Raw genomic sequence first — 23,493 nt, forward strand, 5'->3', positions numbered from 1 at the left:
ATTGCTAATTCTTTATTACCCATTTTTGATTAGAAAATTCGATGTTTTTTGGGTCAAAATTGAATTGTTCACCATCAAATTCAATATTTACATCTGCCAATTTTCTGTAATCAATGGTTTGGGGCTTTAGTTTTTTATTGTTTTTATTCTCTATCATTAAAAATAAACCAGGTTTCAGGATATTTCTTAATCCTCCCGATTCTATAATTACCGGGCCAAGGGATGAAATCATATTATCCAATAAATCCAGTACCTCCTTAAGTTTATCATCTTTGGCCTGTATATAATACACTTCTTTTGCTCCGGCACTTAAAAGTCTATTACTGTCTTTCGATCCTTCCTCTTTGTACTCTTTGATGATTTGGTAATCATCTGTTTTTTTAATAAAAATAGTGTCGGCAGGCAGTTCATGAAAGTGTGGGCATATCTTAATTCCAACTACATCAAATTTCGATTTTAACGATTCGATGAGTCGGCAGGCAAATAAAGTTTTGCCAACATTCTGACCATTTCCGGCCAATAGTATGATATGCTCCCTCTTTTTCGACATAAAAAACCTCCAAATCTGTGCAGAATTGGAGGCGAATGTCTTAGGTTGGATAGAATATGCTATACAATGGCAAAGTATAAGTCTTCCATCTGCAACCTTAATCACAATAAGTCTCCTTTCCAATTTTTGGACTGTATCCTGCGGGAGGCAAATTCGTTTCCCAATTTACCCATCGGTTTATAAATCATACATTTTTAGAATTGCTTAGACTTTATAAACTCGGAGCTAATTTCATTAAGCAAGGTAAAGATATTAATATTAACGAATCTACAAATGTGCATGTATGTCTAATGTAATAAAATTGAAATGCTATCGTTTGCATCAATTCTTGTTTAAGAGCTTGAAATGCTTGCAAAGTGATGCTTTTACATTTCTAATTGTTCAGTTTTTAAATTTCAATACCTTCGAAATTCTGGCTTATTTATATTTAGTTTTATTAAAAAATGACTTTATTTATCTGATTAATCAGTCAAAATCAATGTAGATGGGACAACACAATCACAAGCATAGCCATGATCATGGTCATCTGAAAGGTAGAAATTTAGGAATAGCCATATTATTAAATATTGCCATTACGGTTTCCCAGGTAGTTGGTGGTTTTATCTCGGGTAGTTTGGCCTTGTTATCGGATGCATTGCACAATTTCTCAGACGTATTGGCTTTACTGATTAGTTGGTTTGCCAGCAAATTGTCACAACGAAAACAGACCGCACGTCAGACCTTTGGGTACAAAAGAGCAGAGATTCTGGCTGCCTTAATTAATGCGGTGTCTTTAATCGTAATTGCTTTTTTCCTGCTAAAAGAGGCAGTGATCAGATTGAGAGAACCTCAGGAAATTCAATCTGGTGTAGTGATGATACTTGGAGGGCTTTCGATCGTATTAAATGGCTTAAGTGTATTGCTGGTCATGAAAGATGCCAAAAACAACATCAATATGCGTTCGGCTTACCTTCACTTGCTTACGGATATGGTTTCATCGGTGGCCGTGGTTTTGGGCGGACTGGCCATGTATTTGTGGGAAATTTCGTGGATCGATAGCATTTTAACAATTGCCATTGCATTGTATTTGGTTTATTCGAGTTGGGGATTAATCGTGGAAAGTGTTCGAATCATCATGCAATTTGCGCCCGTGCATGTAAACCTTGAGGAGATCCAGGAAAAGGTAATTGCCATAGAAGAGGTAAATAATATTCACCATGTGCATGTTTGGCAATTGGATGACAAGCAGATCAATTTTGAGGCTCACATTAGTTTTATTCAAGATTTGCCCTTGAGCGAAGTGAATAAAGTATTGCATAAGATTGAGCACCTTCTTCACGATGATTTTGAGATCAATCATGTTACTCTACAACCTGAAATCAATGGATATTGCAAGGATGATAGCCTGGTAAAACAAGAAAAACCGCATTCACATGAATAAGCTGGTTTTGATTAAATATCCCATCAAAACCAGATCAATTGTAACAATATTTTGAATTGAACTCAACTTAATCGAAAGAGCTCATTAAATCCATAGGCTTTTCTAAAAGTGTTTGTGCACCATTTTCCAAAAGCTCTTCCATGTCTCTGAATCCCCAGAGAACGCCTACTGCATGCATGCCTGAATTTTGAGCAGTGGCCATATCAACTCCCGAATCGCCAATGTACATGAGTTCTGAAGGATCAATACCCATTTTTTCGCTAATCAGGATTGCACCTTTTGGATCTGGTTTTCTTGGAATATCACCGCCAGCTCCTAGCACATATTCCAATTTCCAATCCGCCAATAATACTTCTACTACTTTTTGAGTTAACTCATTTGCCTTATTGGAGAATACCGAGATTTTAATTCCTTTTTCGCTTAAAGCATTTAAAAGATCTTTAATACCCGGATATAGACAAGTTTTTACAATGCAGTTTTCATCATAAACGCTCATCATCCTATCAAAACTCTTTTCGATTTCTTCTACACTTCTGTTTTCGAGTGGTAAGGATTTTTCTACCAAACTACGTACACCTCTTCCCACAAAGGTCTTATATGTTGTGTAATCGTGGGTCGGAAAATTATTTTCTTCTAAAACCTGATTCATTGAATCAGCAATGTCTTCGATAGAATTGGCCAATGTGCCATCAAGGTCAAAAATAACTCCTTTAATCATAATTTGAATTTAGATTTTTAGATTCAAGTTCATTACAAAGATATCAATACAATTGAAAGATTGATGTGGATTGCATAGAAAAGCCGGTATGTTTACGATACCGGCTTTATTTTCTATAGCTTATTATTTCACAATTGATCGAAGTTCAGCATTGTAATCGACTAAAATATCGTACCACTCATCCAGCATGTTTTGCCAACTCCCTTTTCCATAAAGCTTTTCAAATTCTTTTTGGAATCCGATGTCTTGCGACCAGGCGTCATAGCTATCGAAATTCCATACAATGCCAACATCAGCACTCTTAGGAGTATGCAAAGGATTATTAAACACAAGAAAGGCAACACCTAAACTCTTCGATGTTTTCATTAACTTTTCGGCAATTGCATTGAACCTGTAATATTGACCCCTTTTTAAATCGATGGCCCAGGCTTCATAGTGCTTCGAATTAATAACCAAATCCATTCCGAAGGAAAGCTTCTCATTAAAATTCCACAAGCTTACCGCTCCATATTTTTCTACCAGTGGATCGATGTTTTTCTCCCAATCTTCATGATGACCATTCTCTTTTTGCGGACGAGTATCCAAAGCTGCGTAAGTGGTTGGTCCCATAATCCAAACGTACCAACCTGCCTTCTCTCCATAATCAACTTTTCTTAATCCGGCTACATAGTCGCCTTTAGGGTGAAACTTATCATTATGAGCCTTAATGGCTTTTTCAAATTTATCAGACATTCCACGTTTTGGCAGAATGTAAACACTTTCTACCACCTGGGTTTTCTTCTCCTCTTTTTCCTGTCCAAAAACGGCAAATGTGCAAAGCAGTGCCAATCCCAGGACTAAAATCCTCTTTTTCATGATAAATATGTTTTTAGTGAATAAGTGCAAATTTACAATAATTATTTGGAATGAGTCTAATTAAGATTTTTTAAACAGGTGATAATCAATGGTGTAGAGAGGTGGATCTTGAAGGGTTTAGATCGAGCTTTTGGTCTTGACCTGAAAAGCAATAATTCCATTAAAAGAAGAGATTGTTGAGATTCTTTGTTTTTCTAAGTATTTGGTAATGAAAAAATATCTATATTTGGAACTCACAACGAAGCGTAGAATTGAATAATGCATAACAGTACAAACATAGCTATGATGAACATGCCAATTATTGGTATGGGCGGTGCTATGGGCATTATTACCACCACAACAACTACAACTACGGGGACCCTTTAGGGGTCTATTTTATTACATATCGCCAAAGGTGGGTATTTACATACTCAAAAGTACAAAAGAATATTTCGCACATGATAATTTAATATGTTGTAAATTCATTCTTGCAATGTTTTATGTGCTTAGTATCAGATAACTATAACCATTATATAATCATTGATGATTGAATCAACATTTGTAGGGAGAGAAGATCATCAAAAGAAAAGAAAAAAATGAAAGTTTTAAAATTTGGAGGAAGCTCGGTAGCCAATGCAGAAAGCTGTAATCGGGTAAGAGAAATCGTAAAAAAGAACCATAAAAGTCGTAAGCAAGTTGTAGTTGTGTCGGCTTTGGGCGGTGTTACCGATGAACTGGAGCGATGTATTGGTCTGGCTGGTCAGAGAAATAAAGAGTACGAAAATGTACTTATGGCTATTAAGGCAAGACATCTGAATATGATTCAGGAATTGGAACTGGCAGCTGAACATGGGGAAAAGGTAAATCGAAAGTTCGATGAAATTTCGGAGGTGTTACAAGGAGTATATTTATTGGAAGACATTTCGGAAAAAGCCCGAAACACAGTTCTGGGCACAGGGGAATTGTTGTCGTCAGAAATGATATCAGAATTTTTTAGTAATTCTGGTATGAACACTGTTTGTTATGATTCAAGAGATTTTATTAAAACCCAGAATGGAAAAGGTGTTTATTTAAATGCGAAGCAAACAAATCAAAACTTACAGAAAGTAAAAAGTTCGGAATTTGATATCGCTGTTTTTCCAGGATTTATTGCTTCTGGTCAGAAGGGAGAAATGACTTTGTTAGGGCGCGGTGGTTCAGATTATACCGCATCCATTTTAGCTGCTGGTTTAGAATGTTCACAACTGGAAATCTGGACCGATGTAAGTGGCATGTATACGGCCGACCCTCGTTTTGTTTCCCAGGCTTCTCCAATCAAAAGAATGTCTTTCCAGGAAGCCATGGAGCTGTCCCATTTTGGTGCCAAGGTGATCTATCCTCCAACCTTAATTCCGGTTGTTCAAAACCAGATTGATGTTAGGATCAAAAACACCTTTGCTCCCGAAGAGGAAGGAACCTTAATAAGTAAAACTCCTGGAGAGGAGCGATCTGTTGTTAGAGGATTGTCTTCGGTTAATAATATTAACCTCTTTACCCTTTCAGGAAATGGTGTAATCGGAATTAGTGGTTTTGCATCCAGGTTTTTTACCAGTTTGGCACAAAGTAAAATTAACGTGGTATTAATTACCCAGGCTTCTTCCGAGCATAGTATTAGTGTAGGAATTCATAGAGATGATACAGAACAGGCAGTTGAAGCACTTCGCGATGAGTTCGAAATGGAAATCAGTATGAATCTTGTGAATGAACCTGCTGTAGAAGAAAATTTATCGATTGTTGCAGTTGTGGGAGAAGACATGGGCTTCACCCCGGGAATTTCTGGAAAAGTGTTTAGTGTTCTTGGCAAAAATGGTGTTAATATACGTGCCATGGCCCAGGGAGGAAACGAAATGAACCTGACTTTCATGGTGCCTACAAGAGATATCAAGAAGGTATTGAATGTGATACATGAAGAATTTTTTGATTCTACCTATAAAAAAGTGAACCTGTACATTGCCGGTGTAGGTAATGTTGGGGGGAAATTACTGGAATTTATCAAAAACCAGTATGAACATTTGCTGGAAGAAAAAGGGCTTCAACTGATTGTAAGAGCCGTTACCAACTCAAGAAAAATGTATTTTGCAGAAGATGAGGATTTGTTGCAGGATTGGGAGAATAAACTCAAGCAATCAGATACAAAAGCCGACCTGAAAGAGTTTGTTCGACTTATGGATCAATCCAATCTTCGAAACAGGATTTTTGTTGATATCACGGCAAGTGAGCAAGTAAGCGAAGTATATGAGAGTATCCTGAACTCTACAGTTGCGATTGTAGCCTGTAATAAAATTGCTGCATCGTCCAATTACGATAACTACAAGAGCATAAAGGCAGCCGCCAAAAAACACAATGTCGAGTTTATGTTCGAAAGTAATGTTGGTGCCGGATTACCAGTGATTAGTACGATAAACAGCCTGGTAAATACAGGTGATGAAATCGTGGGGATAGATGCTGTTGTTTCGGGCAGTTTGAATTTTATCATGAACGAATTTAATAAAGGCCGTTCATTTGTTGAGGCCGTGCGAATGGCAATGGAGCAAGGGTTTACCGAACCCGATCCAAAAATCGATTTGAGCGGAATGGATGTTTTGAGGAAACTGTTGATACTTTCCCGCGAGGCTGGCTATCATTTAGAAGAGGATGAAGTGGAACACCAGCCAATGATACCTGAGTCTTGTCTGCAGGGAAGTTCTGCAGAAGACCTGCTGAAAGACCTTGAGGCCAATAACGATCATTTTGAGGCCTGGCGAAAGGTAATGAAAGAGAAAAATATTAGATATCGATATATCGCTTCATTCAAAGATGGAAGAGCCAATGTAAGTTTGAAAGAGGTAAGTCCTGACCATCCATTTTACGATATTCATGGTAAGGATAATGTGATTTCTTTAAGTACAAAATGGTACGACGATCAGCCTTTAATTATTAAGGGAGCTGGTGCAGGGGCAGAGGTTACGGCATCAGGGATTTTTGGTGATATCATTAGAATTAGCAGAAATTAATTGAGAAGTAAGATGGACAATAATTCAGTAAACTATCCTGAGGATAGTAATCATGAAAATCAGGTAAAAATGTTAGATGAAGTAAAGGTGTTTGCCCCAGGAAGTGTTTCAAACGTAGGCTGTGGCTTCGATATATTAGGATTTGCCATCGATGGTGTTGGCGATGAAATGATCCTTAAAAAGAATGATAAAAACGAGATTGTGATTTTCCCCGTAAATGGATACGAAAATTTACCAACCGACCCCAAAAAGAATGTAGCAGGAGTTGCGATTCAAGCTCTTTTGGACGATTTGGGTAGCGATCAGGGATTTGACATTGAGATTGTAAAAAATATTAAGCCAGGTAGTGGAATTGGATCGAGCGCTGCCAGTGCTGCCGGAGCAGTAGTTGCAGCGAATGAACTATTGGGCAGTCCGTATTCGCGAATGCAATTGGTCGATTTTGCCATGATTGGTGAAGAGGTAGCTTCAGGCGATATTCATGCCGATAATGTGGCTCCTGCAACTTTAGGTGGATTCTGCCTGATTCGTGGATACAATCCTTTGGATGTGATACATATCAATCCTCCAAAAGATTTATGGTGCGTAGTGATTCACCCACAAATTGAGATCAAAACAAAAGAGTCGAGAGAGCTGCTTTCTCCCGAAATCCCGCTGAAAAAGGCAATACGTCAATGGGGAAATGTAGCAGGATTAATGTCTGGATTGTATACCTCCGACTATGAATTAATTGGCAGATCCCTGGAAGACCATATTGTTGAACCACAAAGAAAAGTACTAATTCCCGAATTTGATGAGTTGAAACTCTCTGTGATGGAAGCAGGGGCATTGGGCTGTAGTATTTCAGGATCGGGACCATCGGTTTTTGCCTTAACCAATGGAAAAGAAACAGCCGATGTGGTTGCCGGTGCAATGGATGTGGTATTTAAACGAACCGATCTGGAGTATAAGATTTATGTTTCGAAAGTGAGTGATGAAGGAGTGAAAATTTTGTAAGTGAGAAAGAATGAATTACTATAGTACAAACAACAAAGAGCTTCGATATAGCTTTAAAGAAGCAGTAATCAAAGGTCTTTCGCCGGATAAAGGATTGTTTTTTCCTGTTGCCATTCCAAAATTAGATGAACAGTTCTTCCGTGAATTGCCATGGAAAAGCATCGCTGAAATCGGATTTGAAGTAGCCAAACACTTTGTTGGTGATGATATCAACGAAAGTGATTTGAAAAAGATTTGTGATGAAGTATTTAATTTTCCAATACCTCTGGTAAAAGTAGAAGAGGGAGTGTATAGCCTTGAGCTTTTTCACGGACCAACCTGTGCTTTTAAAGATGTTGGCGCACGTTTTATGAGTCGCTGCCTTAGTGCCTTTGCAAAGCAAAATAAAGAAGAGGTAAGGATATTGGTAGCTACATCCGGAGATACAGGTAGTGCCGTTGCAAATGGATTTTTAGGAGTAGAAGGCGTAAGCGTGATTATTCTGTATCCGAAAGGAAAAGTGAGTAAGATTCAGGAGCAACAACTCACCACAATGGGGCAGAATATTAAAGCCCTGGAGGTTGAAGGAACTTTTGATGACTGCCAGGCTTTGGTTAAAACCGCTTTCGCGGATAAGGATCTGAACCAGAAAATGAATCTTACATCAGCCAACTCCATTAACATTGCACGTTTGTTGCCGCAGAGCTTTTATTATTTCTATGCACTGGGCCAGCTCAATGAAAAAAGCAGAGAGGTAATTGTTTCGGTACCAAGTGGAAATTATGGCAACCTTACCGGTGGATTACTCGCCAAACAAATGGGCTTACCCATAGAAAGTTTTGTTGCGTCAGCCAATAGAAATAAAATTGTGCCCGATTACCTGGATCATGGCAAGTACGAACCCAAAGCATCGGTACAAACCATTTCAAATGCTATGGATGTAGGAGCACCTAGTAATTTTGCCAGGATGATGGAGATTTACCAGGAGAACCATTCCGATATTATTGAAGATATTAAAGGAGCCTGGTTTAGTGATGATGAGACAAAAGAGGTGATGAAAGATGTGTATGAGAGAGAAGCTTATATTCTTGATCCGCATGGAGCAGTAGGCTATTTAGGCTTAAAAAAGTACTTGAATAAAGAGAAACAGGTTGGGATATTTTTAGAGACAGCACACCCGGCAAAATTCAAGGAAACGGTAGAAAGTGTCATAAAAAAGGAGGTAAGTGTACCAAAATACCTGTTAGAATGTCTAAAAAAGAAAAAAAATAGCAGGGTCATTTCTAAATATTTTGATGACTTTAAAAATTTCCTCCTAAATGAATGAAATTAAACAAGAAACCAAGCAATTGAGCTTGGTTTTTTTACGGGAATCTTGCAAGTTGAAATTTAACTTTGTTTGCTTGAATTGAAAAATGTTAAAAATGAGTGATTTTTGTAAAATGCTGAAAATAAACAGTTAATGATATGTTTATTAGAGATCTGATTTAAATGATTCATTTTGCGAAATGTTTGTCGTAAATACAATTTGGTTAAATTGAAATGTAGAATAAATACTTTTATGATTCAATTATATTTTCTGTAGATAAGGTATATTCTAGGGTTTAAAAAATTATAGCCTATTATTATGTACAGATTATAAAAAGTCAAAATTTCTTATTTTTTCCTAAACGAAATTTGCAAACGTCTAGAAATCCTTTATATTTGTATAGAAATCAAATTTAAAAGCATTTTTTAACCCTAAAATTTTATAAAGTTATGAACAAAGCTCAATTAATTGATGCAATTGCTAGCAAGGCTGGTTTAACTAAAGCTGATTCTAAAAAAGCATTAGACGCTTTTATTGAAACTACTACTGAAGCATTAAAAGGCGATGATAGAGTAGCTCTTGTTGGATTCGGTTCATTCTCTGTATCTAAGCGTGACGCTAGAACTGGTAGAAACCCACAAACTGGTAAGCCAATCAATATTCCTGCAAAAAAGGTTATTAAATTTAAGGCTGGTTCAGAATTAGCAGACTCAGTACAATAAATATATTGTAAGTCAGATGAAATTAGGGGGGTAATTATATACCTCCTTTTTTTATACCATAATTTTTACAAATGGATAAGGAATTACTTCAACGATCAATTCAATTTTTAGAAGATTTTACAACAGAGAACAGAATTAATCTGATTGATAAAAATATAGCTGACCGAACCCGATATATCACTGTGGTTTTAGAGAATATTTTTCAACCTCAGAATGCGAGTGCTGTGATTCGTTCTTGCGATTGTTTCGGGATTCAGGATTTACATGTAATTGAAAACACCAATGAGTATACGCTCAACCCTGATGTGGTAATGGGAGCATCCAAATGGGTGGATTTGCACCGTTACAACGAAACAGAGGATAACACCCTGGATACAATAAAGAGCCTAAAAGAGAAAGGATATCGAATTGTTGCAACCACTCCCCACACAAATGATGTTCTTTTGCCAGATTTTGATCTGTCCAAAGGAAAAGCAGCCTTCTTTTTTGGAACAGAGCTTACCGGTTTGTCTGATGTAGTAATGGAACACGCCGATGAATTTGTGAAAATACCCATGTATGGCTTCACCGAAAGCTTTAACATTTCGGTATCGGCGGCTCTTGTATTAAATCACCTGGCAACCGATATAAGAAGAACAAAGGTAAACTGGCAGCTTACAGAACAAGAAAAAATGGAATTGAAGTTGGAATGGCTAAAAAAATCGGTTAAAAAAGGAGATATCTTGCTGAGTGAACAGCATAAACGATGGAAAATAGAATGAAAATAAAGCTTAAATTTTGAGCAAATTAATGGCTGATTAATATTTTCATTAAATATTTCGGAAATGGTAAAAAGATTATTATTTTTGATGAAGACATTATTACAGTAGATAAAGAAAATTTATTCGCTTATACCTGACATTAAAATAAGACCACTATATGAATTGTGTTGTAATAGATGATGATAAGCTTTCTAGAAAAGTTGTAGAGAGCTATATTGAAAGAACAGATTTCCTGACTTTGGGAGCATCTTATCCAAGTGCAATCGATGCAATTAATAATATCAAAAAGAACGAACCCGTTGATTTGATATTTTTGGATATTGAAATGCCGGAAATGAGCGGTATGGAATTCCTAAATAGTTTGAACACAACACCTCAGATTATTATTATTTCATCGAAAGAGCAATATGCTTTGGAGGCATTCGAATACGATGTTACTGATTATTTACTAAAACCAATTAGTTACAGCCGTTTCTTTAAAGCTGTTAACAAGGCAAATAAACGTTATAAAAACAGCGAAGGGTTTATACAGGATAAGAATGAGATCTTTATCAAGAGTAACTCATCGCTTGTTAGACTAAATTATGACGATATTTTGTGGATTGAAGCCCTTGAAAATTATGTGGTTGTAAATACTTACCAGGAAAAATATACGATTCACTTTACCATGAAGGCGATTGAGGAAAAAATGCCAGCGGCACGATTCTCAAGAATTCATCGCTCTTACATAGTAAATCTTAGTAAAATTGAAATGATTGAGGACAATTCGGTAGTAATTGAGACCGATGGAGGACCAAAGTCTATTCCAATTGGAAAATCATATCGCGATAAATTAATGGGAGATATCAATTTAATGACCCGATAGTTTTCTTTTAGCAGGATTTTTGTGAATTTTGTATTCAATAAAAATTCTGCATATGATTACCAATAGACAATTATTTCAACAGCATGTTGCTACAACTTCTGATTTTCCAATTTCCTTGGAAATAGAAAGAGCAGAAGGAATATATATGTACGACCCGGACGGGAAGCCTTATTTGGACCTCGTTTCGGGCGTTTCTGTTAGTAACCTTGGACATGGTCACCCAAAGGTGCGTCAAGCCATAAAAGACCAGGTTGATAAATACATGCACTTAATGGTGTATGGCGAATTTATCGAAAGTCCACAGGTTCAGCTTGCCAAATTGCTTGCCGACAATCTTCCTGAAAATTTAAATTCGGTATACTTCGTAAACTCGGGTAGCGAGGCGAACGAAGGAGCTCTTAAACTAGCTAAAAGATATACCGGAAGATCTGAAATCATTCATTTTACCAGGGCTTATCATGGAAGTACACATGGCGCATTAAGCGTTTTGTGCGACGAGGAAATGAAAAACGCTTTTCGTCCATTGTTGCCAGATGTTAGAATGATTGAATTCGGAAATGACTTGGATTTGGAGCAGATTACCGAGCGTACAGCTTGTGTAATTTTAGAGCCTATCCAATCGGAAGGGGGAATGATTATTCCTTCGAAAGAATACATTCAGGCATTGAGAGCCCGTTGTACAGAAAAAGGTGCTTTGCTTATTTTCGATGAGGTTCAGATGGGTTTTGGCCGAACCGGAAAATTATTCGCTTTTGAACATTTCGATGTCGTACCTGATATTTTATGCCTTGCCAAAGCAATGGGTGGAGGAATGCCAGTTGGAGCCTTTATCTCCGATAAAAAAATACTGGATTCGTTCAAGACTAATCCAATGTTAGGGCACATTACCACTTTTGGAGGGCACCCGGTTTGCTGTGCAGCAGCTAAAGCAGCTTTGGAAGTATTACTTGAGGAAAATCTCATAGATGATGTTCAGCGAAAAGGAGAACTATTTGTTGATCTTTTGAAAGATCATCCTTTGGTAAAAGGTTTCCGTCAGTTAGGACTATTTGTGGCCGTAGTAGTGGAATCAAAAGAAATCATGCTTGAAATTATGAAAGAAGCCCATGAACTGGGAGTGGTGATGGATGCCTTTCTTTTCTGCGATGATGCCTATCGAATTGCACCACCATTGAACATTACGGACGAAGAGATTCATCATGCTTCAAAATTATTAATTCAAGCTATGGATAAGGTAAACCAGTAATATGAAAATTGCCTGCACATTATATTTGCTATTGAGTTTTGTGATCGGTTCATATGCCCAGTTGAGCGAATCTGAAAACAAAATATATGCTCGTTTCGATGCTTTGCTTGAAGCAGAATCGGACTCCACGAAAATTCTAATTAATAAAGGCATTGAACGTGAAATGATCAATGCTTTGTCTCAAGAGGGGAGTTTTGAATATCCATTTGCCAAACTTAAGCATATGGGTAAAATTAGCTCACCCGATGGAAAATTTAGAATTTACAATTGGAACTGTGTTCTCTCTGATGGTTCATATAAATATTATGGACTGATCCAGTATAAGGATCGATCTGACCTAAAAGTGAAGGCACTGCAAGATAGGACAACTGCCAATATGTTTTCATCATACCCTGCCGAAAACTGGCCTGGAGCCTTGTACTATAAAATTATTCCCTTTAAATCGAAGGGAAACTCAAGCTATCTGTTGTTGGCCTGGGATGGTAACAATGTATCCAGCAATAAGAAAATTATTGAGGTTCTTGCTTTCGAAAAATCGGGAATCGTTTTTGGGAAACCAGTTATTTCGTGGCGAGGTAAAATGTTGAACAGGGTAATTTTTGAATATGCCAAACAGGCAAGAATGAGCATCGATTACCAGGAAAAAGACAAAAGACTGGTATTCGATCATTTGGCACCATCTTCACCAAAATACCAAAATCAGTTTGAATATTATGGTCCAGATTTTACCCACGATGCTTTACTGTTGCAAAAAGGAATTTGGGTGTTGGAAGAAAATATAGACGTAAGAAACAAGTAATTATGAGTGATTCATTTATATATCAAACGGAACAATTTGCTGATGTAAAAATTTTGCGATACCAGGTTCCTAATTTTGAGCAGCTTAGTCTACAACAAAAGAAGTTAATCTACTTTTTGGCAGAAGCAGCAAGATGTGGGCGCGATATCCTGTTCGATCAGAACAATAAGTATAATCTTAGAATCAGGCGAACATTGGAAGCCATCATGAAATCATATGATGGAGATCGAAAATCGGAAGACTTTGCAAAGTTTTTGGTCTATACCAAAAGAGTATGGTTCTCTAATGGAATTCATCACCATTATTCGATGGATAAGTTTATGCCTGAATTTGATGAGGAATTTTTTGGTGAAATGTTGGCAAATACCGATCCGGAATTGTTGCCATTAGAGCCGGGAGAGGATGTTGTAAGTTTGATGAACACATTGCTGCCAGTCATTTTTGAAGAGGATATTGAAGCAAAACGAGTGGTCTTAAATCCTGATATGGATTTGATTGCCGACTCGGCAAACAACTATTACGAAGGAGTGAACCAGCAAGAGGTAGAAGATTTTTATTCAAATGCTGATAAGGGAGATCCTGAACGACCATTGTCGATTGGATTAAATTCCAAACTGGTTAAAGAGAATGGAAGCTTATGTGAAAAGGTTTGGAAGATTGGTGGGATGTACTCCTCAGCAATTGAAAAAGTTGTGTTCTGGCTAGAAAAGGCCATTGCTGTAGCAGATAGCGATCTGCAAAAAGAATCGCTCATTAAACTCGTGGAATTCTATAAAACAGGAGATTTAAAAACCTTCGATGAATATTCAATACTTTGGGTGAAGGATTTGGATGCCCATGTTGATGTTGTAAACGGATTTATTGAGGTTTACGGTGATGCACTTGCCTTTAAGGCTAGTTGGGAATCGGTGGTAAATTTTAAAGATATTGAAGCAACCAAACGTACGGAAATCATTTCTGATTATGCGCAATGGTTCGAAGACAATTCACCTGTTGACGATAGATTTAAAAAGGATGAGGTAAAAGGTGTAAGTGCAAAAGTAATTACCGTTGCCATGCTTGGTGGCGATTGTCATCCGGCAACACCAATTGGTATCAATCTTCCAAATGCTGAATGGATTCGTAAAGAGCATGGAAGTAAATCGGTTACCATCGATAATATTACTCATGCTTATCATCAATCGTCGCTTAAAAGTGGCATGTTGGAAGAGTTTGCATATAGCAAAGAAGAAATAACAAGGGCAAAAGAACATGGATACCTGGGAGGAAATTTGCATACCGATTTGCACGAATGTTTGGGACATGGTTCAGGGCAATTACTGGCAGGAGTAGGAATGGATGCTTTAAAAAATTATCATTCTACTTTGGAAGAGGCCAGGGCTGATTTGTTTGCCTTGTACTATATGATGGATCCTAAAATGGTAGAGATTGGATTAATGCCTAATTTGGATGTTGCCAAAGCAGAGTATGACGGATACATCAGAAACGGATTAATGACCCAACTGACCCGAATTGAATTGGGCAAAGACATTGAAGAGTCGCACATGCGAAACCGACAGTTGATTGCCAAATGGGTGTTCGAAAGAGGAGAAGATGCAATAGAGAAGGTGGTGAATGAAAACAAAACTTTCTTTGTAGTGAAAGACTATCAAAAACTGAGAGCGCTGTTTGGTGAATTGCTTGGCGAAGTACAACGCATCAAATCGGAAGGAGATTTTGAAGCTGGTAAAGCATTGGTGGAAGATTACGCTGTAAAAGTGGATGCTGATCTGCATAAAGAAGTAAAAGAGCGGTTCGAGAAACTGAAATTGGCTGCTTATGCAGGTTTTATTAACCCGGATTACCATCCGCTAGTTGAAAATGACGAAATTATAGATGTTGAAATTTCGTATCCAATGAGTTTCGCAGAGCAGATGTTACATTACAGTGAAAAGTACTCATTCCTGCCAAATGTAAATTAAGCTGTGCTTTAACTAAATATTAGGAAATAGATAACAAAATTGAGGTCGAAAAGACCTCTTTTTTTTGTAATTTTATGATCTATGAAAAAAATCCTGACCTTTCTTCTATTGGTGCTGAACTTACAAGGCATCGCACAAGACTATTCCATTGAATTTCAAGACCAAAATATTCCTTCGACATCAACTTTCAGAGCGATACATGTATTCAATGATTCATGCATCTGGCTGGGAGGAACTCATGGCAATTACTGCTTCACCAATAATGGTGGCAAAGAATGGAAGAAAGCTGTTGTGCCAGGAGCTGAAAAATTGGACTTTCGCGATTTGCATGTATTCTCAAAAGACCATGTTGTGCTTATGAGTTGTGGGAATGGATTGGACTCTAGAATTTATGTCACAAAAAATGGGGGAGAAAGCTGGAGTTTAAGCCATCAAAATACATTTGAAAAAGCATTTTACAATGGAATTGATTTTTGGGATGAGCAAAATGGAATTCTCACCAGTGATGCCATTGATTCTAAACCATACATTCTGATTACTGAGAATGCTGGTGAAAGCTGGGATAGATTAAAACCTCAATTTATTCCTGATTTGAAAGAGGGAGAATATGCCTTTGCTGCCAGCGGTACAGGAATTGTTACGCGTGGCGTTGGTGAAGTGTGGATCGCTACAGGAGGAATGCATTCTCGAATTTTTTATTCTGCAGACAAAGGTCAGAATTGGGAAGTTTTCGAAACTCCTATTATTCAAGGTACTTCAACCGAAGGGATCTATTCATTTTTTATTGATGACAAGAACAGAGCAGTTTGTGTGGGTGGCAACTACAAAGAAATAAACGAATGCAAAGGCAATGTGATTCTATCGACAGATTCAGGCAAGTCCTGGAAACTGGCAGATGGAGAAGAAAGTGTTGCTTTTAAAGAATGTGTTCACCAGCTTGAAAAGAATGTATGGATTGCTACCGGACCAAGTGGAACGGCCATTTCTAGAGATAATGGAGAGAATTGGAAAGAAATCGATAAAAGAGCTTTTCATACGATGGATTATGATGCAAAGAGTAAAACAGGTTTTTTGGCTGGAGACCAGGGATTAGTTGTGAAGTTTCACCTAAAAAATAAAGAATTGTAAGAGCCAAAATCCAGGCGCTTATTGAATTTGAAAAAACGATCAAAACAGAATATAATGAAAAGAAAAGTAATGATTGGTATGTTCGGCTTGTTGGTTTCGTTTACAAGCGTTGCGCAAGATATGGATTATACCAAAAAACTGGTAGAAAAATTAAGCTCGAAAGAATTTCACGGACGTGGATATGTGAATAAAGGTGATAGTATTGCTGCAGCATACTTATCGAACGAAATGAAAAGTATAAAGCTAAAGGGCATGACTGAGAATTATTATCAGCCATACTCGATTTCGGTGAATACTTTTGCAAAAAATACCAGTTTATCTCTGGATGGAAAGGAATTACAACCAGCTAGCGAATATGTTGTGAATCCAAATGCAAAGCCAGGAAAAGGAGAAGCTAAATTGACCTGGATTACCAAGGATATTTTAACCAATTCTTATGCGCTTGGTACCTTCATGAAGAAAGATCATTCCAACTCTTTTTTAGCCATCGATTCAACTGGACTGAATAATCCGGAGCTGTATAATTTTGCCCAGGCCATGATGAAAAAGAATGTATTTGATGCAAAAGGTATGGTTCTGATCAATGGAAAATTAAAATATTCTGCAAAGAACAAACTTGTTGATTTTACCACCTTACTGGTTAAAACAGATGTGATTAGTCCTGAGGTAAAAACCATTCAGTACGATATTGAAAGCAAGTTTATTGAAGATTATAAAACACAAAACCTGGTGGGTTATATTCCTGGACAGACAGATACTTGTATCATGTTTACCGCTCACTACGATCATTTGGGCTATTATGGCGACAGTATGTATCCGGGAGCCAACGATAATGCAAGTGGTGTTGCCATGGTGATGAATTTGGCAAAATATTTCAAAGCAAAAAAGAAGAAACCTCACTATACCTTGGTTTTTGCACTATTTAGTGCCGAAGAAGCTGGCTTGTTAGGATCAAGACATTATGTGGCGAACCCGATATTTCCTTTAGAACAAACAAAAATGGTTCTTAATTTCGATATGGTAGCTACAGGAGAAAAAGGAATATTTGTGATCAATGGAAATATGGTTCCTAAAGAGATGGATAAATTTCATGCCATTAATAAGGAAAAAGACTATGTATTCAAGATGTTTGGAACAGGAGAATCTTCTTCTTCCGATCATGCTCCATTTCACGATAAAGGTGTGAAAGCAGTGTTTTTCTATACCCACAGTGATAATGCCGATTATCATGAAACTACGGATACCGCCGACAAATTATCTTACAAACAATTTGAAGGGATCTTTAAATTGGTAAGAGATTACGCGGAGATGAAATAAGTTTTGAATACTGATTTCAGGTGAGAATATCAATTCATATATAGAATAAAACCCCTTAGACTTTTACGCTTAAGGGGTTTTATATTGCTAGATATTTTTTAATTGAAATTCAGGATTAAAAATTAAATTTCAATTTTACTCCTGTATCCCGATGGTGTTTCCCATCGAAGCTCCAAACTACCTCAACATCCAACATTAGGAAAATTTGAGATAATCCGTAGCCAACTTCCCAGTAGTTTTTCTTGTTTTTATGACTTAGGTAGTTCACAAATAGTCTTTCCTGAATGGCAAGAGAATTATTCAAAACAGGCAGACGTTTCAATAAAAAACGATCCGATTCAAATTGAGCATGTGCTTCCAGATAATCTTCATTGGTAGAATGCTGGTAGTAATCCAATAATCTGAATGTACTTAGTCCGCCATCCAACATTACTGTGGGTTTACTGGTGTTGAAATGCTTGAAATCAGAAAAGTGCATCTTGTCTTTTTTCAGAAATGTTCCAGCTTTAACAATGTAGGATAAACGATCGTTAAAACCGGTTTCAATCTCCTGTTTTACCGAAAACTGCAGTAAAGAATAATCCGCATCAGAGTCAAGAACATCCTTAAATCCTTGTTTGTACTTAATTGCAAAGGTTGGTTGCTGGTGAAAGTAAGTCATTCGCTTTACACCTTTCTGAATAAAGTACCTGTGGCGAGGAGTGAACTCCAACGAAGCAGCAAAACTCACACTTTTGCTATCCTGAACCAGTAAAGGATCAACCCCTTCAGGGATATTTGAAGTATAGTCTTTATCGTCAGGATCGGTAATGTAAAAAGAATTGGTATTGAACAATTGTTTTCGATTGGCATATTCTAAAGCAGTAGATAAGCGTAAGCCATTTGCGATATCGGTATTGTGCCAAAGGCTTACAAAATTCTTATCATACAATTTCATGTAATTGTCCTTAAAGTGTAACGAACTTATTGCATTTAGCAACGGATCAATCCCAGTTTGTTCGTTAAAGTCTACAGCCTTGCTGCCCAATTTAAAACCCAGGTAGGAACGTTTTAATCCATTGTAACGATAAACACCGCCCAAAATAAAATCGAGATGTTCGCGCGAAAAGGCATACTTTAATTCGGAGTTCATGTTAAAATAATGGCCAAGTGTATCGCTTTTGGTATACGAAAAAGGAGCTGCGAAGGTAAATCCCTGAACGGTGTTATATGATATTTTATCCAAACTTAACAAGCCCGGGGTTGATAAACGTGAATTCGACTCTTTGTAGCTATAAGTTTTTCCAAAAAGAATGTGCTTGAATTTAAATTTTCTGTTGGCAATTCTTACAGAGTCCTTGTATTCAGGACTATTTCTTACAATTTCGATGGAATCTTTCTTCTCAAAACTGATTTTTTCATCTTCCGAAAGTGGAATTGGTCTCATTTCGGCCCAGTACAAGGAATCTTTGTCTTTTGCATCCTTTGCCATTTTTACCTTCTCAATCTTAATCTCTAAGGGCTCTTTTACTTTCTCCTTTTTCGGTTTTTCGGTGTCTTTCTCCATCAGGCGGGCCAGTTTTCGCATATCGGAATTGTTCATATCGTCTTTCTCCAGCAAATTCTGAATTTCAACCTTGCGTTTCTGTTCTTTCGCCGATAGAATTTTTGATTCTTGCTTTCCCAAACCTGCCACCTGGGCTTCTTCCTGTTTTTTCGAAATATCAAGTTTTTTCAAATAATCATGGTCCAAATCTGGGTTTAAAGTAATCTCATAATCCTTAATCGAGGCTACATACATTCCTTCCAAACCAAAGCCCATGCCTTTAAATTTGATGTGGAAATCGAAACTTACGGGCATCCAGACTTCCTCTTTAACAGGTGCATAAAGCTGGTGCATATGAACATCGGTCATGGGAAGATTAAGTTTTAAATCGGCAGAGTGAATGTTCCAGTAGTTCTCCGCAATATTTAAGTAACCTCTAAATAAATCTTTCCCTTTTCTTTTTGGAGTAACCTTAATTTTGTTGATCATGCGTCCCTGGTCCTCAAAAACAGATTCCAGTTCGAAACGGTATACGGCAAAAGCTGTTTTGTCTAGAGGAGAGATGAATCCTTCATCTTTTGTATTGTATAAATTGGCAGTGATAAACTGCATGGGATCAGCTTGCTCACCCAATCCCGATGAACGAATTGAAATCACTTCCTCTTTCACTTTATCTGGCAATTCGAAATGAATTTTTGAAATATTTTCGGTTACGAAAGTCTTGTTGGGTGTAATGCCTTCCTTAGCCAGTTGCTTTTTTAGTAATCGTGGAACGCTGGTTACTTTGCCCGAACCTTTCAGGTAAACCATATTGTTGTACTGGCTAACCTGTTTTGTGTAGTAATCGCCCATAGCAATGGCTTTACGCATTACGTAGTAGGCTGGATCTTCGCCACTGGCCAATACTTTTACCTCTTTTAACTGATAGGTTTGTGGCGCAAGGGCCACATCCATTGTCAGGTCATTTTCAGTCATTTCAACCACTACTGCTTTGGTCTGATATCCAAGATAACGGTAATGTAGGTTCCATGATCCTTTTGCCAGATCCATATGGTATTCACCATCAACATTAGAGGTTGTACCTGTAGCCAATTCTTGAATATAGATATTGGCAAATGGAATGGGTTTACCTTCCAGATCGGTAATTTTCCCGCTGATTTGTTGAGAATATCCCGATAAGGAAACCAGGAATAAGAGAATAAAGGTGTAGAATTTTGTCATGTTTGGTTTTGTTTAATAAAAGTGTGACGGCTTTGTATTGAATTTAGTTACACATTAATTGTTGTGTTGTGAACAATATGCAGTGTGTTGTGCGGCGTGAATTTATGAAAAGCCTTATTTTTTATTAAACCGTTTAAGAAGTTTTATGTTTTTTTAACAAGGTGACTCCGTCTGATTTTCAGGAAAAAATAATGATGCAAACAGCGAGAAATACCACTCCAACTTGTTTTTTGCAGAAGCATGAATAGTAGAGGGTGTAATTTCTAATCGACTTGAATATTTGTAAGGTTACAAAATGAATTTTTTGCATGTTTTAAACAGATAAACTGACAATTTTCTGCACTTTTTTCACCTTTCCTGTCTTAATGTCATAAATGCAGTATTGGCATAGGCTTTGACTAAAAGGAATCGTGAAATTGAAAATTAATCTTTAAAAACAATATAAATATGTCAACAGGAAAAATTGGTGTTACCAGTAACGATCTGTTTCCAATTATTAAGAAATTTTTGTACTCAGATCACGATATCTTTTTGAGAGAGATTGTATCGAATGCAGTAGATGCAACGCAAAAGTTGAAAACCTTATCTTCAACTGGCGAATTCAAAGGGGAATTAGGTGACCTGACTGTTCGTGTGAACGTGGATAAAGAAGCCAAAACCATTACCATTTCGGATAAGGGTATTGGGATGACCCAGGAAGAAATTGAAAAATATATCAACCAAATTGCTTTTTCGGGAGCCGAAGAGTTTCTTGACAAATACAAGGATCAGGCAAATGCAATTATTGGTCACTTCGGATTAGGTTTCTATTCTTCATTTATGGTATCCGATAAGGTAGATATTGTAACCCTTTCTCACAAAGAAGGTGCAAAAGCTGTAAAATGGAGCTGCGAAGGAAATCCTGAATATACTTTGGAAGAGGTTGAAAAGGCAGAAAGAGGTACCGACATTGTAATGCACATTTCGGAAGAGGAGAAAGACTTTTTGGAAGAAAGCCGCTTACAGGAATTGTTGAACAAGTACTGTAAATTCTTGCCTATCGAGATTGCTTTCGGTAAAAAGAAGGAATGGAAAGATGGCAAGGAAGAGCAGACCGACGAAGACAATGTAATTAATGATACTAATCCTGCATGGACTAAGAAACCAGCTGATTTGAAAGAAGAAGATTATGGTGATTTCTATCGTCAGCTGTACCCAATGGGTGAAGATCCATTGTTCCATATTCACCTGAATGTTGATTACCCTTTCAACCTAACAGGTATTCTTTACTTCCCAAAAATTAAAAACAGCGTAGAGATTCAGAAAAACAAAATCCAATTGTACTGTAACCAGGTTTTCGTAACCGATTCGGTAGAAGGAATTGTACCTGAATTCTTGACCTTACTGCACGGTGTTATCGATTCACCGGATATTCCATTGAACGTTTCTCGTTCTTACCTTCAGTCTGATGGAAATGTGAAGAAAATTTCGAATCACATTACCAAAAAAGTGGCTGACAGCTTAATGGATATCTTCAAGAAAGATCGTACTGAATTTGAAAGCAAGTGGGATGATCTTCGCATGTTCGTTGAATACGGAATGTTAACAGAAGAGAAATTCTTCGACAGAGCTAAAAAATTCTTCTTGATCAAAAATACTGAAGGAAAGTATTTCACTTTGGAAGAGTACGAAGCAATCATTAAGGAGAATCAAACAGATAAAGACAACAACATTATTAACCTTTACGCAACCGATATGGATGCCCAGTTCTCTTATGTTGAGGCTGCCAAAGCAAAAGGGTATGATGTATTGTTGATGGATAGCCAGTTGGATAACCACATTATCAATCACCTGGAACAAAAAGAAACCAACAAGAAATACGTTCGTGTAGATTCTGATGTGGTTGACAAGTTGATCCAGAAGGATGAAGTGAAAGAATCGAAATTATCGGAAGAAGAAAAAACAGATTTAATTCCTGTTTTCAACTCCCAGTTGCCAACCGAAGGTGTGAATTATATGGTGACTTTCGAATCGTTAGGAGAGGAAGCACAGCCATTAATGATTACGCAGGCCGAGTTCATGCGTCGTATGAAAGATATGGCTGCTATGAATGCAGGAATGGGATTCTATGGCGAAATGCCGGATTCGTATAACCTGGTGGTAAATACCGATCACGAATTGGTGGCAACCATCTTAAAAGACAAAGACGCGAAGCTAAACGATAAATTGTCAGAGGTTTCGACAAAACTAACTCCACTTTTTGAAGAAAGAGATGCTTTGGAAGCTTTGAAGAAAGACAAAAAAGAAGAAGAAGTTCCTCAGGAAGAAAAAGATAAAATGGCTGATATTCAGAAGCAAATAACTGAAGTGAATGCCGAAAAAGAAGGCTTACTACAGGAGTTTGGTAAAGACAACCAGTTGGTAAAACAATTGATCGACCTTGCACTTTTGGCCAATAACATGCTAAAAGGAGAGGAACTTGCTAAATTTGTGAAACGTAGCGTTCAGATGATTAAATAATCAAATTCATCATATAAAATGAAAGCCGGACAGTCATGTTCGGCTTTTTTTGTGCATAAAAATCAAAATAAACTTAACTGGTTAAGTAAAAAATGATATATTTGCTTAACCAGTTAAGTAAATATTATGGAGAGAGATTTTTTAAAAGAATTGGAATTTTTGGGTGTTACCGCTCGCCTAAAAAGGTTAAGTGATAACCTGAGCTACAGCATTAAAGACTTGTATCAGCAAAAAGATTTGGATATAGAACCAAGCTGGCATTTGGTTATCCTGTTGTTGAAAAAACAGGAGAGCAGCACCATGTCCGAAATTGCAGATTTGCTTCAACTATCGCAGGCTGCTGCAACCAAAATGTTGAATAAAATGATTCAAAAGGGCTATCTTATTTCGGTAAGGGATGAGAAAGACAATCGAAAGAAAATGATTCAGCTTTCGGATAAGGCCAAGCTAGAACTTCCCAAATTTGAGAAAGTGTGGAATGCAGGCCAGAGTTCAATTCGGGACATATTACAATCCAATACAGATTTTCTTAATAATCTTTCTGATTTTGAAGACAAGCTAAAAGAGAAAAGCTTTCAACAGAGAGCACTGGAACATTTATAAAGAATAAA

General features: G+C 37.3%; 18 protein-coding genes and 1 riboswitch. Of the genes, 14 read left to right on the forward strand and 4 right to left on the reverse strand.

Translation table 11 applies throughout. The features are described 5' to 3' along the window. Positions 1-4: 4 nt before the first annotated feature. Positions 5-550, reverse strand: coding sequence for a P-loop NTPase family protein (locus tag ELS83_RS04735; RefSeq protein ID WP_171594385.1), 546 nt, complete (start codon positions 548-550; stop codon positions 5-7). Positions 551-646: 96 nt separating this feature from the next. Further along, positions 647-787: riboswitch (molybdenum cofactor riboswitch) on the reverse strand. Positions 788-1,034: 247 nt separating this feature from the next. On the opposite strand from ELS83_RS04735, the gene ELS83_RS04740 reads away from it, so the two are divergent. Continuing rightward, the gene (locus ELS83_RS04740; protein WP_171594386.1) at positions 1,035-1,970 is read left to right on the forward strand and encodes a cation diffusion facilitator family transporter; all 936 of its coding nucleotides are present in this window, start codon (positions 1,035-1,037) and stop codon (positions 1,968-1,970) included. Positions 1,971-2,037: 67 nt separating this feature from the next. On the opposite strand, the gene ELS83_RS04745 is transcribed toward ELS83_RS04740, so the two are convergent. Next, complete coding sequence (locus tag ELS83_RS04745) at positions 2,038-2,688, reverse strand: HAD family hydrolase (RefSeq protein WP_216616378.1); 651 nt, start codon at positions 2,686-2,688, stop codon at positions 2,038-2,040. A 123-nt stretch (positions 2,689-2,811) separates the two neighbouring features. Further along, the gene (locus tag ELS83_RS04750; protein ID WP_171594387.1) at positions 2,812-3,543 is read right to left on the reverse strand and encodes a hypothetical protein; all 732 of its coding nucleotides are present in this window, start codon (positions 3,541-3,543) and stop codon (positions 2,812-2,814) included. Positions 3,544-4,118: 575 nt separating this feature from the next. On the opposite strand from ELS83_RS04750, the gene thrA reads away from it, so the two are divergent. The 11 genes from thrA to ELS83_RS04805 all read left to right on the forward strand — a co-directional run bounded on the left by thrA (position 4,119) and on the right by ELS83_RS04805 (position 17,637). Continuing rightward, positions 4,119-6,554, forward strand: a complete 2,436-nt coding sequence (gene thrA / locus ELS83_RS04755; protein ID WP_171594388.1) for a bifunctional aspartate kinase/homoserine dehydrogenase I — start codon at positions 4,119-4,121, stop codon at positions 6,552-6,554. A 12-nt stretch (positions 6,555-6,566) separates the two neighbouring features. Then, a complete protein-coding gene (locus ELS83_RS04760) occupies positions 6,567-7,550 on the forward strand; it encodes a homoserine kinase (RefSeq protein ID WP_249414405.1) in 984 nt (327 codons plus the stop codon). Positions 7,551-7,560: 10 nt separating this feature from the next. After that, positions 7,561-8,856 carry a threonine synthase gene (gene thrC, locus ELS83_RS04765; protein ID WP_171594389.1) on the forward strand — a complete coding sequence of 432 codons (1,296 nt, stop codon included), beginning with the start codon at positions 7,561-7,563 and terminating at the stop codon, positions 8,854-8,856. 431 nt (positions 8,857-9,287) lie between these two features. Beyond that, positions 9,288-9,560 (forward strand): HU family DNA-binding protein, encoded by a 273-nt coding sequence (locus ELS83_RS04770; protein WP_054717818.1) that lies wholly within the window; start codon positions 9,288-9,290, stop codon positions 9,558-9,560. Between the two features lie 71 nt (positions 9,561-9,631). Further along, positions 9,632-10,321: a TrmH family RNA methyltransferase gene (locus tag ELS83_RS04775; protein WP_171594390.1), complete on the forward strand. Its 690-nt coding sequence runs from the start codon at positions 9,632-9,634 to the stop codon at positions 10,319-10,321. 157 nt (positions 10,322-10,478) lie between these two features. Continuing rightward, entirely contained in the window at positions 10,479-11,186 is a 708-nt protein-coding gene (locus ELS83_RS04780) for a LytR/AlgR family response regulator transcription factor (RefSeq protein WP_171594391.1), read from the forward strand. A 52-nt stretch (positions 11,187-11,238) separates the two neighbouring features. After that, a complete protein-coding gene (locus ELS83_RS04785) occupies positions 11,239-12,432 on the forward strand; it encodes an aspartate aminotransferase family protein (RefSeq protein ID WP_216616379.1) in 1,194 nt (397 codons plus the stop codon). 1 nt (position 12,433) lies between these two features. Next, positions 12,434-13,231: a hypothetical protein gene (locus ELS83_RS04790; protein ID WP_171594392.1), complete on the forward strand. Its 798-nt coding sequence runs from the start codon at positions 12,434-12,436 to the stop codon at positions 13,229-13,231. Positions 13,232-13,233: 2 nt separating this feature from the next. Further along, complete coding sequence (locus ELS83_RS04795) at positions 13,234-15,192, forward strand: dipeptidyl-peptidase 3 family protein (RefSeq protein ID WP_171594393.1); 1,959 nt, start codon at positions 13,234-13,236, stop codon at positions 15,190-15,192. 81 nt (positions 15,193-15,273) lie between these two features. Then, positions 15,274-16,320: a WD40/YVTN/BNR-like repeat-containing protein gene (locus ELS83_RS04800; RefSeq protein ID WP_171594394.1), complete on the forward strand. Its 1,047-nt coding sequence runs from the start codon at positions 15,274-15,276 to the stop codon at positions 16,318-16,320. Positions 16,321-16,374: 54 nt separating this feature from the next. Further along, on the forward strand, positions 16,375-17,637 hold the full coding sequence (locus ELS83_RS04805; protein WP_171594395.1) for a M28 family metallopeptidase: 1,263 nt from the start codon (positions 16,375-16,377) through the stop codon (positions 17,635-17,637). A 115-nt stretch (positions 17,638-17,752) separates the two neighbouring features. Here the strand turns inward: ELS83_RS04805 and ELS83_RS04810 are convergent, their stop codons facing one another. Further along, entirely contained in the window at positions 17,753-20,383 is a 2,631-nt protein-coding gene (locus ELS83_RS04810) for a DUF5686 and carboxypeptidase regulatory-like domain-containing protein (protein WP_171594396.1), read from the reverse strand. A gap of 447 nt (positions 20,384-20,830) precedes the next feature. On the opposite strand from ELS83_RS04810, the gene htpG reads away from it, so the two are divergent. Together htpG and ELS83_RS04820 are read left to right on the forward strand one after the other, a co-directional pair. Beyond that, positions 20,831-22,882 carry a molecular chaperone HtpG gene (gene htpG / locus ELS83_RS04815; protein WP_171594397.1) on the forward strand — a complete coding sequence of 684 codons (2,052 nt, stop codon included), beginning with the start codon at positions 20,831-20,833 and terminating at the stop codon, positions 22,880-22,882. Between the two features lie 126 nt (positions 22,883-23,008). Beyond that, positions 23,009-23,485, forward strand: a complete 477-nt coding sequence (locus tag ELS83_RS04820; RefSeq protein WP_171594398.1) for a MarR family winged helix-turn-helix transcriptional regulator — start codon at positions 23,009-23,011, stop codon at positions 23,483-23,485. The last annotated feature ends 8 nt before the right edge of the window (positions 23,486-23,493 follow it).

The organism is Marinifilum caeruleilacunae (genome assembly GCF_013141825.1).
GTDB classification, from domain to species: Bacteria; Bacteroidota; Bacteroidia; order Bacteroidales; family Marinifilaceae; genus Marinifilum; species Marinifilum caeruleilacunae.

Coding starts and splice junctions, on each gene's coding strand:
- ELS83_RS04735 (WP_171594385.1), bottom strand. CDS start 550: ATGTCGAAAAAGAGGGAGCATATCATACTATTGGCCGGAAATGGTCAG.
- ELS83_RS04740 (WP_171594386.1), top strand. CDS start 1,035: ATGGGACAACACAATCACAAGCATAGCCATGATCATGGTCATCTGAAA.
- ELS83_RS04745 (WP_216616378.1), bottom strand. CDS start 2,688: ATGATTAAAGGAGTTATTTTTGACCTTGATGGCACATTGGCCAATTCT.
- ELS83_RS04750 (WP_171594387.1), bottom strand. CDS start 3,543: ATGAAAAAGAGGATTTTAGTCCTGGGATTGGCACTGCTTTGCACATTT.
- thrA (WP_171594388.1), top strand. CDS start 4,119: ATGAAAGTTTTAAAATTTGGAGGAAGCTCGGTAGCCAATGCAGAAAGC.
- ELS83_RS04760 (WP_249414405.1), top strand. CDS start 6,567: ATGGACAATAATTCAGTAAACTATCCTGAGGATAGTAATCATGAAAAT.
- thrC (WP_171594389.1), top strand. CDS start 7,561: ATGAATTACTATAGTACAAACAACAAAGAGCTTCGATATAGCTTTAAA.
- ELS83_RS04770 (WP_054717818.1), top strand. CDS start 9,288: ATGAACAAAGCTCAATTAATTGATGCAATTGCTAGCAAGGCTGGTTTA.
- ELS83_RS04775 (WP_171594390.1), top strand. CDS start 9,632: ATGGATAAGGAATTACTTCAACGATCAATTCAATTTTTAGAAGATTTT.
- ELS83_RS04780 (WP_171594391.1), top strand. CDS start 10,479: ATGAATTGTGTTGTAATAGATGATGATAAGCTTTCTAGAAAAGTTGTA.
- ELS83_RS04785 (WP_216616379.1), top strand. CDS start 11,239: ATGATTACCAATAGACAATTATTTCAACAGCATGTTGCTACAACTTCT.
- ELS83_RS04790 (WP_171594392.1), top strand. CDS start 12,434: ATGAAAATTGCCTGCACATTATATTTGCTATTGAGTTTTGTGATCGGT.
- ELS83_RS04795 (WP_171594393.1), top strand. CDS start 13,234: ATGAGTGATTCATTTATATATCAAACGGAACAATTTGCTGATGTAAAA.
- ELS83_RS04800 (WP_171594394.1), top strand. CDS start 15,274: ATGAAAAAAATCCTGACCTTTCTTCTATTGGTGCTGAACTTACAAGGC.
- ELS83_RS04805 (WP_171594395.1), top strand. CDS start 16,375: ATGAAAAGAAAAGTAATGATTGGTATGTTCGGCTTGTTGGTTTCGTTT.
- ELS83_RS04810 (WP_171594396.1), bottom strand. CDS start 20,383: ATGACAAAATTCTACACCTTTATTCTCTTATTCCTGGTTTCCTTATCG.
- htpG (WP_171594397.1), top strand. CDS start 20,831: ATGTCAACAGGAAAAATTGGTGTTACCAGTAACGATCTGTTTCCAATT.
- ELS83_RS04820 (WP_171594398.1), top strand. CDS start 23,009: ATGGAGAGAGATTTTTTAAAAGAATTGGAATTTTTGGGTGTTACCGCT.